17 protein-coding genes are annotated in these 21,849 nt (G+C 42.2%); all 17 read left to right on the top strand.

All coding sequences use genetic code 11. The features are described from left to right. Window positions 1-8 precede the first annotated feature (8 nt). Entirely contained in the window at window positions 9-635 is a 627-nt protein-coding gene (locus tag ACSSTM_RS03695; RefSeq protein WP_034662328.1) for a chemotaxis protein CheC, read from the top strand. Next, window positions 635-1,135 carry a chemotaxis protein CheD gene (locus tag ACSSTM_RS03690; protein WP_034662325.1) on the top strand — a complete coding sequence of 167 codons (501 nt, stop codon included), beginning with the start codon at window positions 635-637 and terminating at the stop codon, window positions 1,133-1,135. The genes ACSSTM_RS03695 and ACSSTM_RS03690 overlap by 1 nt, the downstream gene beginning before the upstream one ends. 24 nt (window positions 1,136-1,159) lie before the next feature. After that, on the top strand, window positions 1,160-1,927 hold the full coding sequence (locus ACSSTM_RS03685; protein WP_012009976.1) for a FliA/WhiG family RNA polymerase sigma factor: 768 nt from the start codon (window positions 1,160-1,162) through the stop codon (window positions 1,925-1,927). 21 nt (window positions 1,928-1,948) lie between these two features. Beyond that, complete coding sequence (locus ACSSTM_RS03680; RefSeq protein WP_095285175.1) at window positions 1,949-2,488, top strand: Swarming motility protein SwrB; 540 nt, start codon at window positions 1,949-1,951, stop codon at window positions 2,486-2,488. A 155-nt stretch (window positions 2,489-2,643) separates the two neighbouring features. Further along, a complete protein-coding gene (gene rpsB, locus ACSSTM_RS03675) occupies window positions 2,644-3,378 on the top strand; it encodes a 30S ribosomal protein S2 (RefSeq protein ID WP_003212093.1) in 735 nt (244 codons plus the stop codon). 91 nt (window positions 3,379-3,469) lie between these two features. Then, window positions 3,470-4,351 carry a translation elongation factor Ts gene (gene tsf, locus ACSSTM_RS03670; RefSeq protein ID WP_012009978.1) on the top strand — a complete coding sequence of 294 codons (882 nt, stop codon included), beginning with the start codon at window positions 3,470-3,472 and terminating at the stop codon, window positions 4,349-4,351. A 134-nt stretch (window positions 4,352-4,485) separates the two neighbouring features. Next, a complete protein-coding gene (pyrH, locus tag ACSSTM_RS03665; RefSeq protein WP_008344767.1) occupies window positions 4,486-5,208 on the top strand; it encodes a UMP kinase in 723 nt (240 codons plus the stop codon). Window position 5,209: 1 nt separating this feature from the next. After that, window positions 5,210-5,767, top strand: coding sequence for a ribosome recycling factor (gene frr, locus ACSSTM_RS03660; RefSeq protein WP_003212469.1), 558 nt, complete (start codon window positions 5,210-5,212; stop codon window positions 5,765-5,767). Window positions 5,768-5,896: 129 nt separating this feature from the next. Further along, complete coding sequence (locus ACSSTM_RS03655; protein ID WP_034662319.1) at window positions 5,897-6,679, top strand: isoprenyl transferase; 783 nt, start codon at window positions 5,897-5,899, stop codon at window positions 6,677-6,679. A 12-nt stretch (window positions 6,680-6,691) separates the two neighbouring features. Continuing rightward, window positions 6,692-7,486, top strand: coding sequence for a phosphatidate cytidylyltransferase (locus ACSSTM_RS03650; RefSeq protein WP_034662316.1), 795 nt, complete (start codon window positions 6,692-6,694; stop codon window positions 7,484-7,486). Between the two features lie 39 nt (window positions 7,487-7,525). Continuing rightward, the gene (gene dxr, locus ACSSTM_RS03645) at window positions 7,526-8,677 is read left to right on the top strand and encodes a 1-deoxy-D-xylulose-5-phosphate reductoisomerase (RefSeq protein WP_095285176.1); all 1,152 of its coding nucleotides are present in this window, start codon (window positions 7,526-7,528) and stop codon (window positions 8,675-8,677) included. A gap of 6 nt (window positions 8,678-8,683) precedes the next feature. Then, the gene (gene rseP / locus ACSSTM_RS03640; protein ID WP_095285177.1) at window positions 8,684-9,949 is read left to right on the top strand and encodes an RIP metalloprotease RseP; all 1,266 of its coding nucleotides are present in this window, start codon (window positions 8,684-8,686) and stop codon (window positions 9,947-9,949) included. Window positions 9,950-10,029: 80 nt separating this feature from the next. Continuing rightward, window positions 10,030-11,727 carry a proline--tRNA ligase gene (locus ACSSTM_RS03635; RefSeq protein ID WP_437403996.1) on the top strand — a complete coding sequence of 566 codons (1,698 nt, stop codon included), beginning with the start codon at window positions 10,030-10,032 and terminating at the stop codon, window positions 11,725-11,727. Window positions 11,728-11,861: 134 nt separating this feature from the next. After that, window positions 11,862-16,115, top strand: a complete 4,254-nt coding sequence (locus ACSSTM_RS03630) for a PolC-type DNA polymerase III (RefSeq protein WP_437404287.1) — start codon at window positions 11,862-11,864, stop codon at window positions 16,113-16,115. Window positions 16,116-16,535: 420 nt separating this feature from the next. Further along, entirely contained in the window at window positions 16,536-18,386 is a 1,851-nt protein-coding gene (locus ACSSTM_RS03625; protein WP_095285180.1) for a glycoside hydrolase family 9 protein, read from the top strand. A 30-nt stretch (window positions 18,387-18,416) separates the two neighbouring features. Beyond that, on the top strand, window positions 18,417-20,522 hold the full coding sequence (locus ACSSTM_RS03620) for a glycoside hydrolase family 48 protein (protein WP_060596287.1): 2,106 nt from the start codon (window positions 18,417-18,419) through the stop codon (window positions 20,520-20,522). Window positions 20,523-20,606: 84 nt separating this feature from the next. Beyond that, on the top strand, window positions 20,607-21,836 hold the full coding sequence (locus tag ACSSTM_RS03615; protein ID WP_034662295.1) for an endo-1,4-beta-xylanase: 1,230 nt from the start codon (window positions 20,607-20,609) through the stop codon (window positions 21,834-21,836). Window positions 21,837-21,849 lie beyond the last annotated feature (13 nt).

The following is a 21,849-nucleotide window of genomic DNA, read 5'->3' as shown; positions in this document are numbered from 1 at the left end:
GATGTGAAATGAGCATTTTCAATGAAATAAAAGATGAACAGCTGGATGTATTAAGAGAGGTTGGGAATATTGGAGCAGGCCACGCCGCGTCTGCTCTTGCCAGCCTATTGGATCGCAAAATAGATATGGCTGTTCCGTTTGTCAAGGTTCTCTCGTTTGAAGAATTAATGGATTTCTTTGGCGGTGCAGACCTCCCAGTTGCAAGTATTTTCCTGCGGATGGAAGGAGATTTATCCGGCTCTATCTTTTTCATTATGCCATTTGAGCAAGCAGAGCAATTTGTAAGAGAGCTTGTACAGGATCCGGCATTTGATATTGATACCATTCACGAGCATGTGATGGGAACGTCAGCACTACACGAGCTGGGAAATATTTTAGCAGGCTCTTATTTATCAGCCCTTGCCGATTTAACAAAATTGCAGCTTCACCCAAGTGTTCCAGATGTTACGCTCGATATGTTCGGGGCTGTCATTAGTGAAGGGTTAATGCAATTCAGCCCTCTAGGGGATCAGGCAATTGTGATTGATACATCGATTTTTGATGATCAAAATAAGCAAGAGCTGAAAGGAAATATGTTTCTATTACCAGACTTTGAATCGTTTGAAAAACTATTCAAAGCATTAGGTAACCTGTAATGAACGTTCAGATTCCGGCAGTTGTAAAGGTTGGTATAGCGGATGTTCAGCTTGTGAAAACACCGGACCGCATTCGGACATCCGGACTTGGTTCTTGTGTAGGACTTGTTCTGTTTGATCAAGAAAAAAAACTGGCAGGTCTTGTCCATGTCATGCTTCCAGACTCATCCCTTGCAAAAGGGGCAGTGGAGAACTTGGCTAAATATGCAGATACAGGTGTCAAGCATACAATTGATCTGCTTCTTAAAGAAGGAGCACGCAAACATGCGCTAAAGGCAAAACTTGCTGGCGGCGCAGAAATGTTTAAGTTTAAGTCAACCAATGATCTAATGAGAATTGGACCTAGAAACGTATCAGCTGTTAAAGAACATCTGTCTCTTTATCGCATCCCGATCATTAGTGAGGATACGGGCGGGAACAATGGCCGTACGATTGAATTTGATCCGCTTACGACAGAGCTTGAGATCCGCACTGTGAAGCAAGGCACTATGAAGATATAACTAAGGAAGTATAGGGGGAGAAAGATGCAATCCTTAAATTACGAAGATCAGGCGCTATGGGCTAGATGGAAAGAGTGGAAGGACCCAGCTGCTGGAGATGATCTTATGCGCCGCTATATGCCGCTCGTCACATATCATGTTGGAAGAATTTCCATCGGACTCCCAAAGTCAGTGCATAAAGAAGACTTGATCAGTCTAGGGATGCTCGGTTTATATGATGCCCTTGAAAAATTCGACCCCGGAAGAGATCTGAAGTTTGATACATATGCATCCTTCAGAATCCGCGGGGCCATCATCGACGGTCTTCGTAAAGAGGACTGGCTGCCTCGTACATCAAGAGAAAAAACAAAAAAAGTAGAAGCGGCTATTGAAAAGCTTGAACAGCGCTATTTACGAAATGTGACGCCGACAGAAGTGGCAGAGGAACTTGGCATGAGTGAACAGGATGTTGTCACAACAATGAATGAAGGATTCTTTGCGAATCTGCTTTCAATCGACGAGAAGCTGCATGATCAAGAAGACGGTGAAAACGTCCAAGTCATGATTCGCGATGAGAAAACAGTGACACCTGAAGAGAAGATGCTGAAAGATGAATTAATAGAACAGCTTGCTGAAAAAATGACCGAGCTATCGGAAAAAGAAAAGCTCGTGATCAGTCTTTTCTATAAAGAGGAACTGACGTTAACAGAAATCGGTCACGTGCTCAATTTATCGACCTCGCGCATTTCGCAAATTCATTCAAAGGCATTGTTCAAGCTTAAGCATCTGCTTGATAAAGCCATTCAATCTTAAAGAGTTAGTGAGTGAAAAAATATGTTATGGCTGATTAGCTTCATGCTTCATGCTGCACTTATTTATTTTGTGATCATTTTATATACGAGAATGAATTCGCTAAAGGCAACTGAACAAAAGCAGCGAGAACTTCTAGAAGAAACGGAAAATACCCTGGCTGCATTTTTGATGGAAGTCAAAGAAGAGAATGACAAACTATCAAAAGTGGCAGCCGCTTCCCCTGATTTTTCTGCTGAAGAGCTGAAATCGGATTTTCAGACACCAAAGCAGCCACAACCACCAATTGAATCCCAGCAATCGGTAGAAAGTGAAGATCCAGTACCAGAGCACTTGGCGGCTCTCCTTAGTGAAGTTGAAGTGCAGGAAGAGAAGGTAAACGAACCCGTTCCACATCTTGAATCAGAAGCTTCTGTGCCTTCTGAAGGTGAAATAGAAGAAACATTTGAGGACCAAGTGAAGACCTTATATGACAAAGGGCATTCGCTAGAAGAAATAGCGAAAGAACTGAAAACGGGCAAGACAGAAATCGAGCTTTTATTAAAATTTAGCGGAAAGCTGTAAAGGATTCTTGATTGTCAGTCCATCATGTGTTATATTATTTCTTGGTGTTAAATACACACGCTTAATGATTCGTATGAAGGTGCTGCCGTGGCGCAGTTTTATGTGAACATGACTTGAGCGGAGGAAAAAAAACCATTATATTAGGAGGCAACAAAATGTCAGTTATTTCTATGAAACAATTGCTAGAAGCTGGTGTTCACTTCGGTCACCAAACGCGCCGTTGGAACCCAAAAATGAAGCGTTACATCTTTACAGAGCGTAACGGTATCTACATCATCGATCTTCAAAAAACGGTGAAAAAAGTAGAAGAAGCTTACAACTTCACGAAAAACCTTGCTGCTGACGGAGGAAAAATCCTTTTCGTTGGTACGAAAAAGCAAGCACAAGATTCAGTGAAAGAAGAAGCAATCCGTTCTGGTATGTTCTATGTGAACCAACGCTGGCTTGGTGGAACTTTAACAAACTTTGAAACAATCCAAAAACGTATCAAACGTTTAAAAGATATTGAAAAAATGCAAGAAAACGGTACATTCGATGTTCTTCCTAAGAAAGAAGTCGTTCAACTGAAAAAAGAATTAGAGCGTCTTGAAAAATTCCTAGGCGGAATCAAAGACATGAAAGGTCTTCCGGATGCACTTTTCATTATCGACCCTCGTAAAGAGCGTATTGCAGTTGCAGAAGCTCGTAAATTGAATATCCCAATCATCGGTATCGTTGACACAAACTGTGATCCAGACGAAATTGATGTTGTGATCCCTGCAAACGATGATGCAATCCGTGCTGTAAAACTTCTAACTGCTAAAATGGCAGATGCGATTCTTGAGTCTAAACAAGGCGAAGAAGAAGCTGTTGTAGAAGAAACGACAGAAACTGAAACAACAACTGCGTAACCTATTCAAAAGGTGATAAGAGGGAAATGCCTTTTATCACCTTTTTTTCACCTAGTAATCCGTGTTTTAACATAGAAGGAGGAAATGTAAAATGGCTATTACTGCTCAATTAGTTAAAGAACTGCGTCAAAAAACTGGTGCAGGTATGATGGACTGTAAAAAAGCGTTAACAGAAACTGATGGTGACATCGACAAAGCAATCGATCTTCTAAGAGAAAAAGGAATTGCAAAAGCTGCGAAAAAAGCAGACCGTATTGCTGCAGAAGGATTAACTCTTATCAAAACTGACGGCAACACAGGCGTGATCCTAGAAGTGAACTCTGAGACTGATTTCGTTGCGAAAAACGAAGGATTCCAATCACTTCTTAACGAACTTGCTGATCATTTGCTTGCTGCTAAACCTGCAACAATTGAAGAAGCTCATGCTTCTAAAATGGAAAACGGTTCAACTGTTGAAGAGCATATCACATCTGCAATTGCAAAAATCGGAGAGAAAATCACTCTACGTCGTTTCTCTGTTATCACGAAAGAAGATAACGCAGCATTCGGTTCTTACTTACACATGGGCGGACGCATCGGTGTGTTAGCTGTTCTTAACGGAACAACTGACGAAGAGCTTGCAAGAGACATTGCAATGCACGTTGCTGCTGTAAACCCTAAATACATTTCTCGTGACCAAGTGTCAGAAGAAGAAGCAAACCGTGAGCGCGAAGTATTAACACAGCAAGCGCTTCAAGAAGGAAAGCCTGAAAATATCGTAGCTAAAATGGTAGAAGGCCGTCTAAACAAATTCTTTGAAGAAATTTGCTTACTTGACCAAGCATTCGTTAAAAACCCAGATGAAAAAGTGAAACAAGTAGTAGCTGCGAAAAACGCAAGCATTCAAACTTATGTTCGCTATGAAGTGGGCGAAGGTATTGAAAAGCGTCAAGACAACTTTGCTGAAGAAGTTATGAGCCAAGTGAAAAAATAATGTTTGAAAAGCTCTCTGGGGCTTTTTTAGGGAGCACAAGCACTGTGTTCCCTATTTTTTAGAGGATATTGATTTACAAAAGACAGTTTCTTACGCATAATAAGAGACGGTATAGTTTACACTTGGAGGTTATCATGAGCAAACCGAAATATAATCGCATTGTACTGAAGCTAAGTGGCGAAGCACTAGCAGGTGATGCTGGAAATGGAATTAACCCAACTGTCATTCAATCAATTGCAAAGCAAGTAAAAGAAATTGCAGAGCTTGATGTTGAAGTTGCAGTTGTTGTAGGCGGAGGAAACCTTTGGCGCGGTAAGACAGGCAGTGACTTAGGAATGGACCGTGCAACAGCAGACTACATGGGCATGCTGGCAACAGTGATGAATTCACTCGCGCTGCAGGACAGCCTAGAAACGCTTGGCATTCAGTCTAGGGTACAAACCTCTATCGAAATGAGACAGGTTGCAGAGCCATACATAAGAAGAAAAGCGATCCGTCATCTTGAGAAGAAACGTGTCGTGATTTTTGCTGCAGGTACTGGTAACCCTTATTTCTCTACAGATACAACGGCAGCACTTCGTGCAGCAGAAATTGAAGCAGATGTCATTTTAATGGCGAAAAATAATGTAGACGGTGTCTACAGTGCTGATCCTCGTACAGATGCGGATGCAGTAAAATATGATAAGCTTTCATATCTTGACGTGTTAAAAGAAGGGCTTGCTGTAATGGATTCTACTGCGTCCTCATTATGTATGGACAATGACATTCCATTAATCGTATTCTCCATTATGGAAGAAGGAAATATTAAACGTGCCGTCAATGGCGAATCAATTGGAACGATTGTGAGGGGGAAATAACGTGTCAAAAGAAGTATTGAACCAAACGAAAGAAAAAATGGAAAAAGCCGTTCAAGCATACGGACGTGAACTAGCAACTGTTCGTGCGGGCAGAGCAAATGCTTCATTGCTTGATAAAGTGACGGTTGATTATTACGGTGCACAAACACCACTCAACCAAATCGCGTCAATCACAGTGCCAGAAGCACGTATGCTGATTATCACACCTTATGATAAAACAGCCATCGGTGATATCGAAAAATCGATCCAAAAGTCTGATCTTGGCATCACGCCAACAAGTGACGGAAATGTGATCCGCATTGCGATTCCTGCACTAACAGAAGAAAGGCGTAAAGAGCTTGTGAAAGTGGTAAGAAAATATTCAGAAGAAGCAAAAGTAGCTGTTCGTAATGTTCGTCGTGATGCAAACGATGAGTTGAAAAAGCTTGAGAAAAATGGTGAGATCACTGAAGATGAATTAAGATCATCGACAGAGGATGTTCAAAAATTGACAGATGAATATGTCGCTAAAATTGATGACGTGACGAAAGATAAAGAAAAAGAAATCATGGAAGTTTAAGAAAAAACTATGTACAATAGATAATAGTGAAAAGACCCTCTTCATGTTTACAGGGGGTTTTTTTGTTAATACTGTTGGTGACTATATTATTAGCGGGAACGCAACCTTTTTGGGTGATGGAGGAATCTCATGCTCAATATACTCAAAAATTGGAAGAATCAGCAAACTGCTGCTTCCAACTTAGAAAGCCTGACAAAAGAAGACATATTAAATGGAGAAATTCCTGAACATATCGCCATTATCATGGATGGGAACGGAAGATGGGCGAAAAAACGTGCTCTTCCACGGGTAGCAGGACATCATGAAGGAATGAAAGTCGTCAAGCGCATGACAAAGCTTGCAAATGAGCTGAATGTCAAAGTGCTGACTTTGTATGCTTTCTCTACGGAAAATTGGAAACGTCCAAAACTAGAAGTAGACTTTTTAATGAAGCTTCCTGAAGAATTTTTGAACATCTACCTGCCTGAACTCATCGAGGAAAATGTCCGTGTGCGCTTAACAGGTGATCCAGACGGCCTCCCGCAGCATACGAAAAGAGCGGTAGAGAACGCAGTAAAGAGTACGGCGAATAACGACGGACTCGTTTTGAATTTTGCGCTCAACTATGGAGGGCGCACAGAAATCGTCTCCGCATGCAGACAAATTTCTGAAAAAGTCAAAGAAGGTAAGCTTCAAGCAGAAGACATCACAGAAGAGATGTTTTCAGCTTATTTAATGACAGAATCTCTTCAAGATCCGGATTTGCTTATTCGCACAAGTGGAGAAATTAGATTAAGTAACTTTATGCTTTGGCAAATTGCATACAGCGAGTTTGTCTTTACGGATGTGCTTTGGCCTGACTTTTCTGATGAGCATCTTATAGGCGCTATCGGAGAATACCAGCGCCGCGGCCGGAGGTTCGGTGGAATTTAGAGGGTGGTGCAGATGAAACAAAGAATTTTGACGGGTGTTTTGGCAGCTGCAGGCTTTTTACTTGCGGTTATATATGGACAGATGCCATTTACCCTGCTGATTTACTTAATGGGAAGTGTCGCTCTCTTTGAGCTTCTAAGAATGAAAAAGATATCGATTTTCAGCTTTCCTGGTATTGTCAGCTTAATATTGCTTTGGCTTTTAATGGGCGGAGAGAACAGCTTCTTCCCGAACGTAGACGCATCAAAAATGCAAATTGCTTTATTTGCAGTCTTAATCCTTTTAACTTATACAGTGTTGAGCAAAAACTCTTTCACATTCGATGAGGTTGCTTTTGTTGTATTAGCGACATTATATATTGGCGTCAGTTTCTATTATTTCATCCAGATTAGAGGCTTATATGGCATGAGTGCGATCTTCTTCGCAGCAGTGATTATTTGGTCCACTGACTCAGGTGCTTACTTTATTGGGAAATCTATGGGGAAACGAAAGCTCTGGCCAGAGATCAGTCCAAACAAAACAGTAGAAGGATTTATCGGCGGAATCGTCACAGCGGTCGTGTTGTCATTTGTGTTTCAGGCGGTTACAGGATTTTTGCCATCATATCTGCTTGTTATGTTTATTACTCTTTTGCTCAGTATCTTTGGACAGCTTGGCGACCTTGTGGAATCTGCTTTAAAGCGTCATTATCACGTAAAGGATTCAGGGACAATTCTCCCTGGACATGGCGGGATTTTGGACAGGTTTGACAGCTTTTTGTTCGTTCTGCCGTTTTTATATTTACTGCTCGCAACGTTTGCCAGCTAACCTCATAGAAACTTATTGAACGAGAGAAGGAGTGGCAATTTGAAATATATTTCGCTATTAGGCGCAACAGGATCAATCGGAGAACAAACATTAGATGTGATTAGGCAGCACCCAGACAAATTTAAGCTGAAAGCCATGACATTTGGCCGAAATGTAGATAAGGCCGTTCCAATCATAGAACAGTTTCAGCCTGAATTTGTCGGATGTTTAAGTGAAGAGACTTATCAGACGCTAAAAGGTCATTCATTTGAATACGATGTCAAGATGGCTGCTGGTGATGAAGCCAACATCGAGGCAGCGACCTATGATGCAGTGGACGTTGTGGTCAATGCACTTGTAGGAAGTGTTGGGCTTGTTCCAACATTAAAGGCCATTGAACAAAAAAAGACGATTGCACTCGCAAATAAGGAAACACTTGTCACAGCTGGTCATATAGTAAAAGAGTACGCGAAAACATATGATGTACCTTTACTTCCTGTCGATAGTGAACATTCCGCTATTTTTCAATGCCTGCAAGGTGAACAAGCTAAAAACATTGAACGCTTAATCGTGACAGCTTCAGGTGGTAGTTTCCGAGATAAAAAACGAACTGAACTTGAAGGTGTTACGGTTGAAGAAGCGCTGAACCACCCAAACTGGTCAATGGGAGCGAAAATTACCATTGATTCAGCGACGATGATGAATAAAGGGCTCGAGGTGATTGAGGCACATTGGTTGTTTGATATACCTTATGAACAAATTGATGTGCTGTTACATAAAGAGAGCATTATCCATTCGATGGTGGAATTTCACGACAAAAGCGTCATGGCTCAGTTAGGGACACCTGACATGAGAGTGCCGATTCAATATGCACTCACATACCCTGACAGGGCGCCATTACCAGAAGCGAAATCATTGAACCTTTGGGAGATTGGACAATTGAATTTCCAAAAAGCGGATTTTGGCAGGTATCGCTGCTTACATTTTGCTTATGAATCAGGTAAAATAGGAGGGACAATGCCTGCTGTGCTCAATGCAGCAAATGAAATGGCAGTTGATGCATTTCTGAAAGGCAAAGTAACGTTCCTGCAAATTGAAGAATTGATTGAAAAGGCACTAAATAGACATCATGTGATTTCAACGCCTAGTTTGCAAGATATCCATGAAGTGGACAAAGATACACGAGACTTTGTTCAATCAATCCTCACATAAGGTGGTATGTTCGTGAATACAGTGATTGCGTTTATTATTATTTTTGGAACGCTCGTTTTTTTCCACGAGCTTGGCCATTTAATTATGGCGCAGCGAGCGGGGATTTTATGCCGCGAGTTCGCAATTGGTTTTGGGCCGAAGATTTTCTCCTTTAAACGAAAGGAAACCGTTTATACCATTAGACTTCTCCCTATTGGCGGATTTGTTAAAATGGCAGGAGAGGACCCTGAAGTCATTGAAATTAAACCAGGTCATACAGTGGGGCTCTTATTCAATGAGCAAAATGAAGTAGAAAAAATCATTTTAAATGACAAAGAAAAATATCCTGATGCACTTGTCATCGAAGTTGAGCAGATTGATTTAGATCATGCCATGAGAATCTCAGGATATGAAGCTGGAAATGAAGATATTTTGACTGGCTACAATGTCAGTCAAACAAGCTTTTATATTGCAGATGGTGAAGAAATTCAAATCGCACCATACAATCGTCAATTTGGATCAAAAACGGTATGGCAGCGTATTAAAGCGATCGCAGCTGGACCGATTATGAACTTTATCCTGGCGTATGTGATTTTGGTTGCTTTAGGCTTTATTCAAGGGGTAACCGTTGATGATCCTGTACTCGGCAAGCTGACGAAAGACGGCCGAGCGGCAGAAGCTGGACTCATGCAGGGTGACCACATCGTGTCCATTAACGGGGATAAAATGAATTCTTGGACAGACGTCGTTCAAACCGTTCAAAAGAACCCTGAGAAAAAAATGAATGTCGTCATTGACCGAGACGGCAAAGAAAGCACTGTGCAGGTTGTACCAGAAGCTGTGAAAGCAGACGGAAAAAGCATTGGCCGTTTCGGATCTTATCCGCCAACGGAAAATGGATTTCTGAAGGTTATTTCATCCTCAGGAACGACTGTGATTTCAACAGCAGGACTGATTTTAACGAACTTGCAAAAAATTGTCACAGGACAATTTTCACTAGATATGTTAGCAGGTCCTGTTGGGATCTATGACATGACAGGAGAAGTAGCCAAGCAAGGTGTGTTAACATTAATGCAGTTTGCGGCGTTCCTTAGTATCAACTTAGGCATCGTGAATTTATTACCGATTCCTGCACTAGACGGAGGACGTTTACTATTCTTGTTTGTTGAAGCCATTCGTGGTAAACCAATTAATCGTGAGAAAGAAGCACTTGTTGTCTTTATCGGTGTTGCATTCCTCATGCTGTTAATGCTAGTGGTTACGTGGAATGACATCCAGCGATTATTTTTATAAAAACCAATGTCTCTTGTTTCTCATTACGGGAAACAAGAGTTTTTGTGAGAAGTCCTATTTCATAAATGAGGTGTAACGACATGAGACAATCCCTGACTTTCATTCCAACTCTTCGAGAGGTGCCGGCAGATGCTGAGGCAAAAAGTCATCAGCTCTTAGTAAGAGCTGGGTTCATTAGACAAAATACAAGCGGAATCTATCATTATCTGCCGCTTGCTCATAAAGTCATCCAGCATATTCAATCCATTGTTCGCAAGGAAATGGAAAAGGCAGGAGCAGCTGAGCTGTTAATGCCAGTGCTGCAGCAGGCAGAAATGTGGCAAGAGTCAGGAAGATGGTATACATACGGTCCAGAATTGATGCGTATGAAAGATCGTCATGGCCGCGAGTTCGCACTTGGCCCAACGCACGAAGAGGTGATCACATCACTCGTACGCAGCGAAGTAAAATCGTATAAGAAGCTTCCTTTAACTCTTTATCAAATTCAATCAAAATTCCGCGATGAACAGAGACCGCGTTTTGGGCTGCTGCGCGGACGTGAATTTATTATGAAGGATGCGTACTCATTCCATTCTTCACCAGAAAGCCTTGATGACACATACAACAAGATGTTTACAGCTTACTCCAATGTATTCTCAAAAGTAGGTCTTAATTTTAGACCAGTCATTGCAGATTCTGGTGCAATGGGAGGAAAAGATACACATGAGTTTATGGCACTGTCAGAAGTAGGAGAAGATACAATTGCATACTCTGACACATCTTCCTATGCTGCGAACATTGAAATGGCTGAAGCTGTTTATCACGGAGAAGAAGCAAATCCTGTGGACTTCAAAGAACTTGAAAAAGTCCACACACCGCAAGTAAAAACGATTCAAGACATCGCTGGATTTTTAGAAGTTGATCCTTCTCTTTGTATCAAGTCTGTTTTGTTTAAAGCAGATGATGCGTATGTTCTAATCCTGACTAGAGGCGACCATGAAGTAAATGATGTGAAAGTGAAAAACTTGGTAGGAGCACAGCTTGTAGAGCTTGCTACTCGCGAAGAAGTACTAGAAGTCATTGGAACAGAGCCTGGATTTGTTGGTCCTGTGAAGCTGGAAGCAGAAGTCGATATTTATGCAGACCTTGCGGTTAAAGGCATGACAAATGCTGTCGCAGGTGCAAACGAAGCGGATTATCACTATGTCAATGTCAATCCTGCGCGTGATGTATCAGTGAAAGAATTCACAGATCTTCGTTTGATTCAAGAAGGAGATGTTTCTCCAGATGGAGAAGGCACAATCCAGTTTGCCAAAGGGATTGAAGTAGGACAAGTCTTTAAACTAGGCACTCGTTATTCTGAGTCAATGGATGCGACGTACCTCGATGAGAATGGACGAGCGCAGCCAATGATTATGGGATGCTATGGTATCGGTATCTCTAGAACTCTTTCAGCAATTGTTGAACAGCATCACGATGAGAAAGGAATCATTTGGCCCGAAACTGTTGCGCCATATGACCTTCATCTCCTTGCATTAAATATGAAAAACGATGCTCAAAAAGAGCTGGCTGAAACGTTATACGAGCGCTTAGAAGATGAGGGCTTTGACGTACTTTTCGATGACCGCCAAGAGCGTGCCGGAGTAAAATTTGCAGACAGTGATTTAATTGGGCTGCCAATTCGCATTAGCTGCGGAAAACGTTCAGAAGAAGGCATTGTTGAAGTGAAGTTTAGAAAATCAGGTGAATCACATGAAGTATCTGTTGATGAGCTGATTTCATTTATACGCCAAGCATAAAAACGAACAAAAAAATGAAGGTACCTCCTGTAGAAAAGAGGTACCTTTCTGATTGACAAAAGGAGGGTTCTGTCTTGGATGAACAATTACCGATCACACGGCGGCAATTTCATATATTACTCAATCAGATTCAAATGACAGATGATGACCTCAGTCGTTACTTTGAAGAAGGAGAAATCGTCAAATTGACGGTGCATAAGGCGACGAAAACGTGGCATTTCCTTTTTAAATTTAAGGCGCTTCTGCCTTACAAGGTATATGCGATGTTTCTCAGCAGGCTGACAAATGCATTTTCTCATATTGCACAAGTCACTTGTACGATTGAAGTCAATGATCCGAACATCTCTGAAGAGCTCGTTCAATCGTATTGGTCACATTGTGTGGAAGAGCTTCAAGGAATTTCTCCTCCAATCATCAGCTTGCTTCAGCAGCAAAAACCATCGCTGTCTGGACATAAAATCATCATCAAAACGAAAAGTGAAACAGAGGCTTTGGCCATCAAGAAGAAGTACAGCCCAATGCTCCAGGCTGCTTTTAAACAAGTGGGCTTTCCAGAGCTGCAATTCGATACAGAAATTTTTGTATCAGATCAAGAGATTCAGAAGTTCAGAGAACAAAAGCTTGCTGAAGATCAAGAAAGAGCGATGCAAGCCCTCACTGAGATGGAGAAGAAGGAAAGTGAGGAGCAGGATGAAGCTCCGTCTGGTCCTCTCATGATTGGCTATCAAATTAAAGACAATGAAGAAATTCGTACGCTTGATAGTATTATGGATGAGGAACGAAGAATCACCGTTCAAGGCTACGTATTCGATGCAGAAACGCGTGAGCTGAAAAGCGGCAGAACGCTTTGTATCTTTAAGATTACAGATTATACAAACAGTATTTTAATCAAAATGTTTGCAAGAGAAAAAGAAGATGCCCAGCTGATGAAATCATTGAAAAAAGGCATGTGGGTCAAAGCAAGAGGAAGCATTCAAAACGATACGTTTGTCAGAGACCTTGTCATGATTGCCAATGACGTCAATGAAATGAAACCTCAGCTGAAAGAGGATACGGCACCTGAGGGTGAAAAACGTGTCGAGCTTCATTTGCATTCCCCAATGAGCCAAATGGATGCTGTCACTGGCATTGGCAGGCTGGTGGAACAAGCAAAAAAATGGGGACATGAAGCGATTGCCCTGACGGATCATGCGGTTGTACAATCCTTCCCAGATGCGTATGCAGCAAGTAAAAAACATGACATCAAAATGATGTACGGTGTGGAAATCAACTTGGTCGACGACGGAGTACCCATTGCCTATAATCCGGAGCACCGTTTGTTAGATGACGCGACGTATGTCGTATTTGACGTAGAGACAACTGGACTTTCAGCCGTTTATGACACGATCATTGAGCTGGCAGCAGTGAAAATAAAAGGCGGGGAAATCATTGACCGCTTTGAGGCATTTGCAAATCCTCATCACCCATTATCAGCGACAACGATCGAATTAACGGGTATTACGGATGATATGGTCAGAGATGCTCCAGATGTCGTCGATGTCGTGCGCGATTTCAAAGAATGGATTGGACAAGATATCCTTGTTGCGCACAATGCAAGCTTTGATATGGGCTTTTTAAATGCAGCGTACAAACGCCTGTTAAAAACAGATAAAGCGTCAAACCCTGTGATTGATACACTTGAACTCGGCCGATTTCTTTACCCTGAATTTAAAAATCACCGGCTGAACACACTTTGTAAAAAGTTCGATATAGAACTGACGCAGCATCACCGGGCCATTTACGATGCAGAGGCGACAGGCTACCTCATGCTGAAGATGCTAAGAGATGCGGCTGAAAAAGAAATTGCCTATCACGATCAATTGAATGAAAACATGGGTCAGTCTAATGCCTACCAGCGCTCACGTCCTTACCATGCCATTCTGATCGCACAAAATGAGACCGGTCTGAAAAATTTATTCAAACTTGTTTCTCTTTCTCATATTCATTATTTCTACCGGGTGCCGCGCATTCCGCGCTCACAGCTTGAGAAATATCGAGAAGGTTTAATTATCGGGTCTGCCTGTGATAAGGGTGAGGTCTTTGAAGGAATGATGCAAAAATCACCTGATGAGGTGGAAGACATTGCAGCATTTTACGACTATTTAGAAGTTCATCCGCCAGAAGTGTATCAGCATCTCCTGCAGCTGGAGCTTGTTCGAGATGAACGTGCGTTAAAAGAAATCATCACAAACATTGTGAAGCTTGGCGAAAAGCTCAATAAACCAGTCGTGGCAACTGGAAATGTGCATTATCTGCATCCAGAAGACAAAATTTATCGTAAAATCTTAATTTCATCACAGGGTGGAGCAAATCCGCTTAACCGTCACGAACTGCCAAAAGTTCATTTTAGAACGACAGATGAAATGCTTGAAGCATTCTCCTTCCTAGGAGACGAAAAAGCGAAAGAGATCGTCGTGGCGAATACGAAAAAAGTATCTGAGATGGTCGAAAGCATTAAACCAATCAAAGATGACCTATACACACCAAAAATTGAAGGTGCAGATGAAGAAATACGGGAAATGAGCTATCAAATGGCGCGCAGCATCTACGGAGATGATTTGCCGAAAATTGTAGAAGACCGTATTGAGAAAGAATTAAAAAGTATTATCGGCCATGGATTCGCCGTTATTTACTTAATCTCTCATAAGCTTGTAAAGAAATCACTTGATGATGGATATCTTGTTGGTTCAAGGGGATCTGTCGGCTCATCTCTTGTTGCAACATTAACAGAGATTACCGAAGTGAACCCACTTGCCCCGCATTATGTATGTCCAAGCTGTAAGCATTCAGAGTTCTTTAATGACGGATCTGTTGGTTCAGGCTTTGATCTTCCTGACAAAAACTGCCCAGAATGTGGTACGCCGTACAAAAAAGACGGACATGATATTCCGTTTGAAACGTTCTTAGGTTTTAAAGGAGACAAAGTCCCTGATATCGACTTGAACTTCTCAGGTGAATATCAGCCGATTGCACATAACTATACGAAAGAGCTGTTTGGTGAAGAGTATGTATACCGAGCAGGTACGATTGGTACTGTTGCAGAAAAAACAGCTTATGGTTACGTGAAAGGCTACGCAGGAGATCATAATCTTCATATGAGGGGCGCAGAAATCGACCGGCTTGTCCAAGGCTGTACAGGGGTCAAACGGACAACGGGCCAGCACCCAGGCGGTATTATCGTAGTGCCGGATTATATGGACATTTATGATTTCTCACCAATTCAATATCCAGCAGATGCGACAGGTTCTGATTGGAAAACGACGCATTTTGATTTCCATTCAATCCATGACAACTTGCTCAAGCTGGATATACTAGGGCACGATGATCCAACGGTTATTCGTATGCTTCAGGATTTAAGCGGAATTGATCCAAAAACGATTCCAACAGACGATCCTGAAGTAATGAAAATTTTCCAAGGAACAGAGCCTCTAGGTGTAACAGAAGAGCAAATTGGCTGTAAAACAGGTACACTCGGTATTCCGGAGTTTGGGACAAGGTTTGTTCGGCAAATGCTTGAGGATACAAAACCAACGACCTTCTCAGAGCTCGTTCAGATCTCTGGACTATCACACGGGACGGATGTATGGCTCGGAAACGCGCAAGAGCTCATTCACAATAAAACGTGTGAACTAAGTGAAGTGATTGGGTGCCGTGACGATATTATGGTCTATCTCATCTATCAGGGCTTAGAGCCGTCACTCGCATTTAAAATCATGGAGTCTGTTCGTAAAGGAAAGGGGCTCCCCCCTGAATGGGAAGAAGAAATGAAGAATAATAATGTACCGAACTGGTATATTGATTCTTGTAAAAAGATCAAATACATGTTCCCTAAGGCCCACGCAGCTGCTTACGTATTAATGGCTGTACGGATTGCCTACTTCAAGGTGCATCATGCACTTTTATACTATGCGGCTTACTTTACCGTTCGTGCAGATGACTTTGATATCGAAACAATGACAAAAGGATCGAATGCGATTCGAGCAGTCATGGACGATATTAACTCAAAAGGTCTAGATGCATCACCGAAAGAAAAGAACCTATTAACTGTACTAGAGCTTGCGCTTGAAATGTGTGAAAGAGGCTACCATTTCAAAAAAGTGGACCTCTACCGATCAAGTGCAACAGAGTTTATCATTGATGGAGATGGATTAATTCCGCCATTCAACTCGATCCCTGGACTCGGAACAAACGTTGCGTTAAATATTGTTCGCGCACGACAAGACGGGGAATTCCTTTCAAAAGAAGATTTACAAAAACGCGGAAAAGTGTCGAAAACGATCCTAGAATATTTAGATCGTCAAGGCTGCTTAGAAGCACTTCCCGATCAAAACCAGCTTTCTTTGTTTTAATGCGATTCATGAAGAGCGTCCTTAAAGGGGCGTTCTTTTTTTCATATACAATAATTTTATTATGTTAACTAATAAAGATTTTCCACCAAATGGAATCATTTTCTTATTCATTCATATACCTTGATTTAACGTGATGTTTTAAGAGAAGAGATTGTATGTCATTCTTTCTACCCAAATAGAGCAAAAAAGAGAATTTCGCCGTCTGAAATGTTCTCATGCGACATATGATCATTCTGGGTACAGTCACAAAAAGAATCAAGAGAAAAAACCTTCGATGAGCGTAAAGCTGATTGCTGTTTACTATGCTTATTTTTGAAACGTATTTGATTCTTTTCAAAACTGTTCAAATCACGTTCTGAATAAAAGGAGGTGGCTTGTCTATTCATGTTTGACTAAAAAGAAGGAGTGAGTCATACGGAAATGGCATCTTATAATTATGTAGAGGTTCTTCAAAAATCCTTGTTGTTTTATGAAGCGCAGCGGTCTGGAAAGCTTCCCGAAAGCAGCCGTCTCAACTGGCGGGGAGATTCTGGACTAGAGGACGGGAAGGATGTAGGGCATGATTTAACTGGCGGCTGGTATGACGCAGGTGATCATGTGAAATTTGGGCTTCCGATGGCCTACTCAGCAGCTGTGCTTGCATGGACAGTATATGAATACCGAGAAGCCTATGAAGAGGCAGAACTGCTAGATGACATCCTCGATCAAATCAGGTGGACAACGGATTATTTTTTGAAAGCACATACAGGTCCGAACGAGTTTTGGGCGCAGGTAGGTGATGGGAACGCCGATCATGCTTGGTGGGGACCGGCAGAAGTGATGCCGATGAGCCGGCCAGCTTTTAAAATTGATGAAAATTGTCCAGGAACAGAAGTAGCCGCACAAACTGCTGCAGCTTTAGCAGCGGGTTCTATCATTTTTAAAGAGACAGATGCCCCTTATGCAGCAAAGCTTCTGACCCACGCGAAACAGCTTTATGCATTTGCTGACAGGTATCGCGGCGAGTATACAGATTGTGTCACAAACGCTCAGCCGTTTTACAACTCCTGGAGCGGCTATATTGATGAACTCATTTGGGGCGGAATCTGGCTGTACTTGGCAACAAATGAAGAGACCTATTTAAATCAAGCACTAAAAGCAGTAGAAGAATGGCCAAAGGATTGGGATTATACGTTTACCATGTCATGGGACAATACTTTCTTCGCTTCACAAATCTTACTCGCAAGAATCACGAAGGAGAATAGATTTATAGAATCGACAGAGCGTAACCTCGATTACTGGACCACAGGTCTTGTTCAAAATGGAAAAGTCGAAAGAATCACTTATACGCCTGGCGGTTTGGCATGGCTAGATCAATGGGGATCGCTTCGTTATACAGCAAATGCAGCATTTTTAGCCTTTGTCTATGCTGATTGGGTTTCAGATGAAGAAAAAAAGAATCGATATCAAACGTTTGCGATCAAGCAAACTCACTATATGCTAGGTGATAATCCGCTAAATAGAAGCTATGTCGTTGGGTTTGGCCAGAACCCGCCGAAGCATCCACACCATCGAACTGCACATGGCTCATGGTCTAACCAGCTGACAAATCCTCCGTATCATCGGCACACTCTTTATGGAGCGCTTGTTGGTGGGCCTAATGCACAGGATCAATATGACGATGACATCTCTGATTATGTATCAAACGAGGTGGCGACGGACTATAATGCCGCCTTTACTGGAAATATAGCCAAAATGGTGCAGCTGTTTGGAAAGGGGCAATCTAAGCTTCCAAATTTCCCGCCTAAAGAACAGGCTCAGGATGAGTTTTTTGTAGAGGCAGCTCTGATGAATAACGATACAACATCAACTCAGGTGAAGGCGGTTCTATACAATCGTTCCGGCTGGCCGGCAAGAAGCAGTCAAACGCTGTCATTTAGATATTATGTCAATCTAAGTGAGGTCTTTGCAAAGGGATTCACTGAAAAAGATATTCAAGTGACAGCAGCCTACAATGAAGGCGCTTCCTTATCTCCGCTGAAGGTATATGACGCATCAGCCCACGTATATTATGCAGAAATTGATTTTACGGGCGTAGCTATTTTTCCTGGAGGAGAATCAGAGCATAAGAAGGAAATACAATTTCGATTATCTGCACCAAATGGGGCGATTATATGGGATGCCTCAAATGATTATTCCTTTCAAGGCTTAACATCTAATATGCAAAAAACAGCGAGGATTCCTGTTTTTGATGATGGTGCTTTGGTATTTGGTGCACTTCCAGACAAATAAAAATCAAGATTTATTGAAAGGGTGAAGGACTTGTCAAACAAAGAACGGTTTTTAACGCTTTATCATCAAATTAAAAGTGATGCGAATGGATATTTTTCACCAGAAGGAATTCCGTATCATTCAATCGAGACGCTCATTTGCGAAGCGCCTGATTACGGGCATATGACAACGTCAGAAGCGTATAGCTATTGGCTGTGGCTTGAGGTGTTGTACGGACATTACACAGGAGATTGGAGCAAATTAGAGGCAGCCTGGGACAATATGGAGAAGTACATCATCCCAGTAAATGAAGATGGAAATGATGAGCAGCCGCATATGAGCGCCTACAACCCTTCTAGCCCAGCCACATACGCAGCAGAAAAACCATACCCGGATCAATACCCTAGCCAGTTAAGCGGTGCTCGTCCTGCGGGTCAAGATCCGATTGATGGTGAATTGAAATCAACCTATGGAACGAATGAAACGTATTTAATGCACTGGCTGCTTGATGTCGATAACTGGTATAAATATGGAAACTTGCTCAACCCATCACATACAGCTGCATATGTGAACACATTCCAGCGTGGTCCACAGGAATCCGTATGGGAGGCCATCCCTCATCCTTCACAAGATGATAAATCTTTTGGAAAGCCGAATGAAGGCTTTATGAGCTTGTTCACAAAAGAAAATCAAGCACCAGCTGCTCAGTGGCGCTATACCAATGCGACGGATGCTGATGCGCGTGCAATACAAGTGATGTATTGGGCGAAGGAACTCGGCTATAATGAGTCAGCCTATCTTGATAAAGCGAAAAAAATGGGGGATTTTCTTCGTTACGGTATGTACGATAAATATTTTCAAACGATTGGAAGCGGCAAACAGGGGAATCCGTACCCTGGAAACGGAAAGGGTGCCTGTCATTACTTAATGGCGTGGTATACCTCTTGGGGCGGAGGACTTGGCGACCATGCCAACTGGTCATGGCGTATTGGAGCTAGCCATTGTCACCAAGGGTATCAAAACCCTGTCGCCGCTTATGCTTTATCCTCAGACAAAGGAGGCTTAAAGCCATCTTCCGCTACTGGTGCAAGCGATTGGGAAAAAACATTAAAAAGGCAGCTTGAATTTTATGTATGGCTTCAATCTAAAGAGGGAGCGATTGCAGGAGGTGCAACCAATAGCTGGAATGGAGACTATAGTGCTTATCCGGCGGGAAGAAGTACTTTTTACGATATGGCATATGAGGATGCACCTGTTTATCTTGACCCGCCTTCTAATAACTGGTTTGGGATGCAGGCATGGCCGATGGAGCGCGTAGCAGAGCTTTATTACATTTTTGTGAAAGATGGAGACAAAACATCTGAAAATGTCCAAATGGCCAAATCTTGCATCACAAAATGGGTCAACTATGCATTAGATTACATTTTTATCGGCAGCCGTCCTGTGTCGGATGAAGAGGGTTATTTCTTAGATGACCAAGGACAAAGAATTCTAGGAGGAACAAATGCTGCTGTTGCTACAACGAGTGCACCTGGCGAGTTTTGGCTTCCTGGAAATATTGCTTGGAGCGGACAGCCTGACACTTGGAATGGGTTCCAGTCTGCAACAGGAAATCCAAACTTAACAGCTGTAACAAAAGATCCAACTCAGGATACGGGCGTACTAGGGAGTCTAGTCAAGGCTTTAACTTTCTTTGCTGCTGCCACTAAGCTAGAAACAGGAGATTATACAGCGCTTGGTGTCAGAGCGAAAGATGCTGCCGCACAGCTCCTTGAGGTTGCGTGGAATTACAATGATGGCGTGGGCATTGTAACAGAAGAAGAAAGAGAGGACTATGACCGCTTCTTTAAAAAAGAAGTGTATTTCCCAAATGGTTGGAACGGGACATTTGGTCAAGGGAATCAGATTCCTGGAGCCAGCACTATTCCTTCTGATCCGCAGCGAGGAGGTAATGGGGTCTATACGAGTTTTGCTGATCTTCGTCCGAACATTAAACAAGATCCAGCATGGTCTTCACTCGAGAGTAAATATCAGTCTTCATTTAATGAAGCAACAGGCAAATGGGAGAATGGGGCACCGGTTTTCACCTATCACCGTTTCTGGTCTCAAGTGGATATGGCCACTGCCTACGCTGAATATCATCGTCTCATCAACTAGCAGGTCAAATTTAAGCTGCCGGTTTCTTTGAGCCGGCAGTTTGATTAGGAAATATAAATCCAGTGAAGATAAGGGTGTTTTTACATGGTCAAAGAAAGAAGTTTTCTTCATCAATCATTAAACAAGGGCGAAAATGGGCAGATAAATCTGATGTGGAAAAAAGAGGCGAATGATCGAATTTCAGAGCATAGACAAAGAGATCTTGAAATAAATGTCACAAATCACGAAAAAAAGCCAATAGCAGGTATAGAGGTTGAGATTAAGCAAAATAGGCATGAATTCGCATTTGGTTCAGCGATGAATGACCAAGTGTTGTTTAATCAACAATATGCCGATTTTTTTGTGAAGTATTTTAATTGGGCTGTTTTTGAAAATGAGGCAAAATGGTATGCGAATGAGCCTGAAAGAGGGAAAATCACTTACGAAAAAGCAGATGCGATGCTGAATTTTGCAGACAAACATCAACTTCCAGTGAGAGGGCACGCTTTATTTTGGGAGGTAGAGGATGCGAATCCAAGCTGGCTGAGGTCACTACCGAATCACGAAGTGTATGAATCGATGAAAAACCGGCTTGAGCATGCGGGTAATCATTTTAAAGGGAGATTCCGTCATTGGGATGTAAACAATGAAATGATGCATGGTTCATTTTTTAAAGATCGCTTCGGGAAAAATATTTGGAAGTGGATGTATGAAGAAACGAAAAAAATTGACCCTCAAGCACTATTGTTTGTGAATGATTATAATGTGATCTCATATGGTGAGCACCACGCTTATAAAGCGCATATCAATGAACTGCGTCAGTTAGGCGCACCTATTGAGGCGATTGGTGTTCAAGGACATTTTGAAGAACGGGTCGATCCAGTCGTTGTAAAAGAGAGGCTCGATGTGCTTGCTGAGCTTGGTCTTCCTATATGGGTTACAGAGTACGATTCTGTTCACCCTGACGCTAATAGAAGAGCGGATAACCTAGAGGCTTTATATCGCGTCGCATTTAGTCATCCAGCCGTAAAAGGAGTGCTAATGTGGGGATTTTGGGCAGGTGCCCATTGGAGAGGTGAGCATGCGGCCATCGTGAATTATGATTGGTCTTTAAATGAAGCAGGCCGACGTTACGAAAAGCTTCTAAATGAGTGGACGACACAAAGAGTTGAAAAAACAGATGCTAATGGCAATGTGACATGTCGAGCATTTCACGGGACATATGAGATTCGAATCGGTAAAGAAAGTAAACTGTTAAAACAACAGACAATTGAACTTGATTCAAATGAACAAACACCGCTTCGGCTAGATGTGATCGTACCTGAAGAAGGCTAGATTGTGAGGGGAA

The sequence above is a fragment of the Bacillus sp. RK1064 genome (assembly GCF_051488405.1).
Classification (GTDB): Bacteria; Bacillota; Bacilli; order Bacillales; family Bacillaceae; genus Bacillus.
The sequence above is the reverse complement of the archived record's forward strand: the minus strand, read 5'-3'. Positions and strand labels throughout refer to the sequence as shown.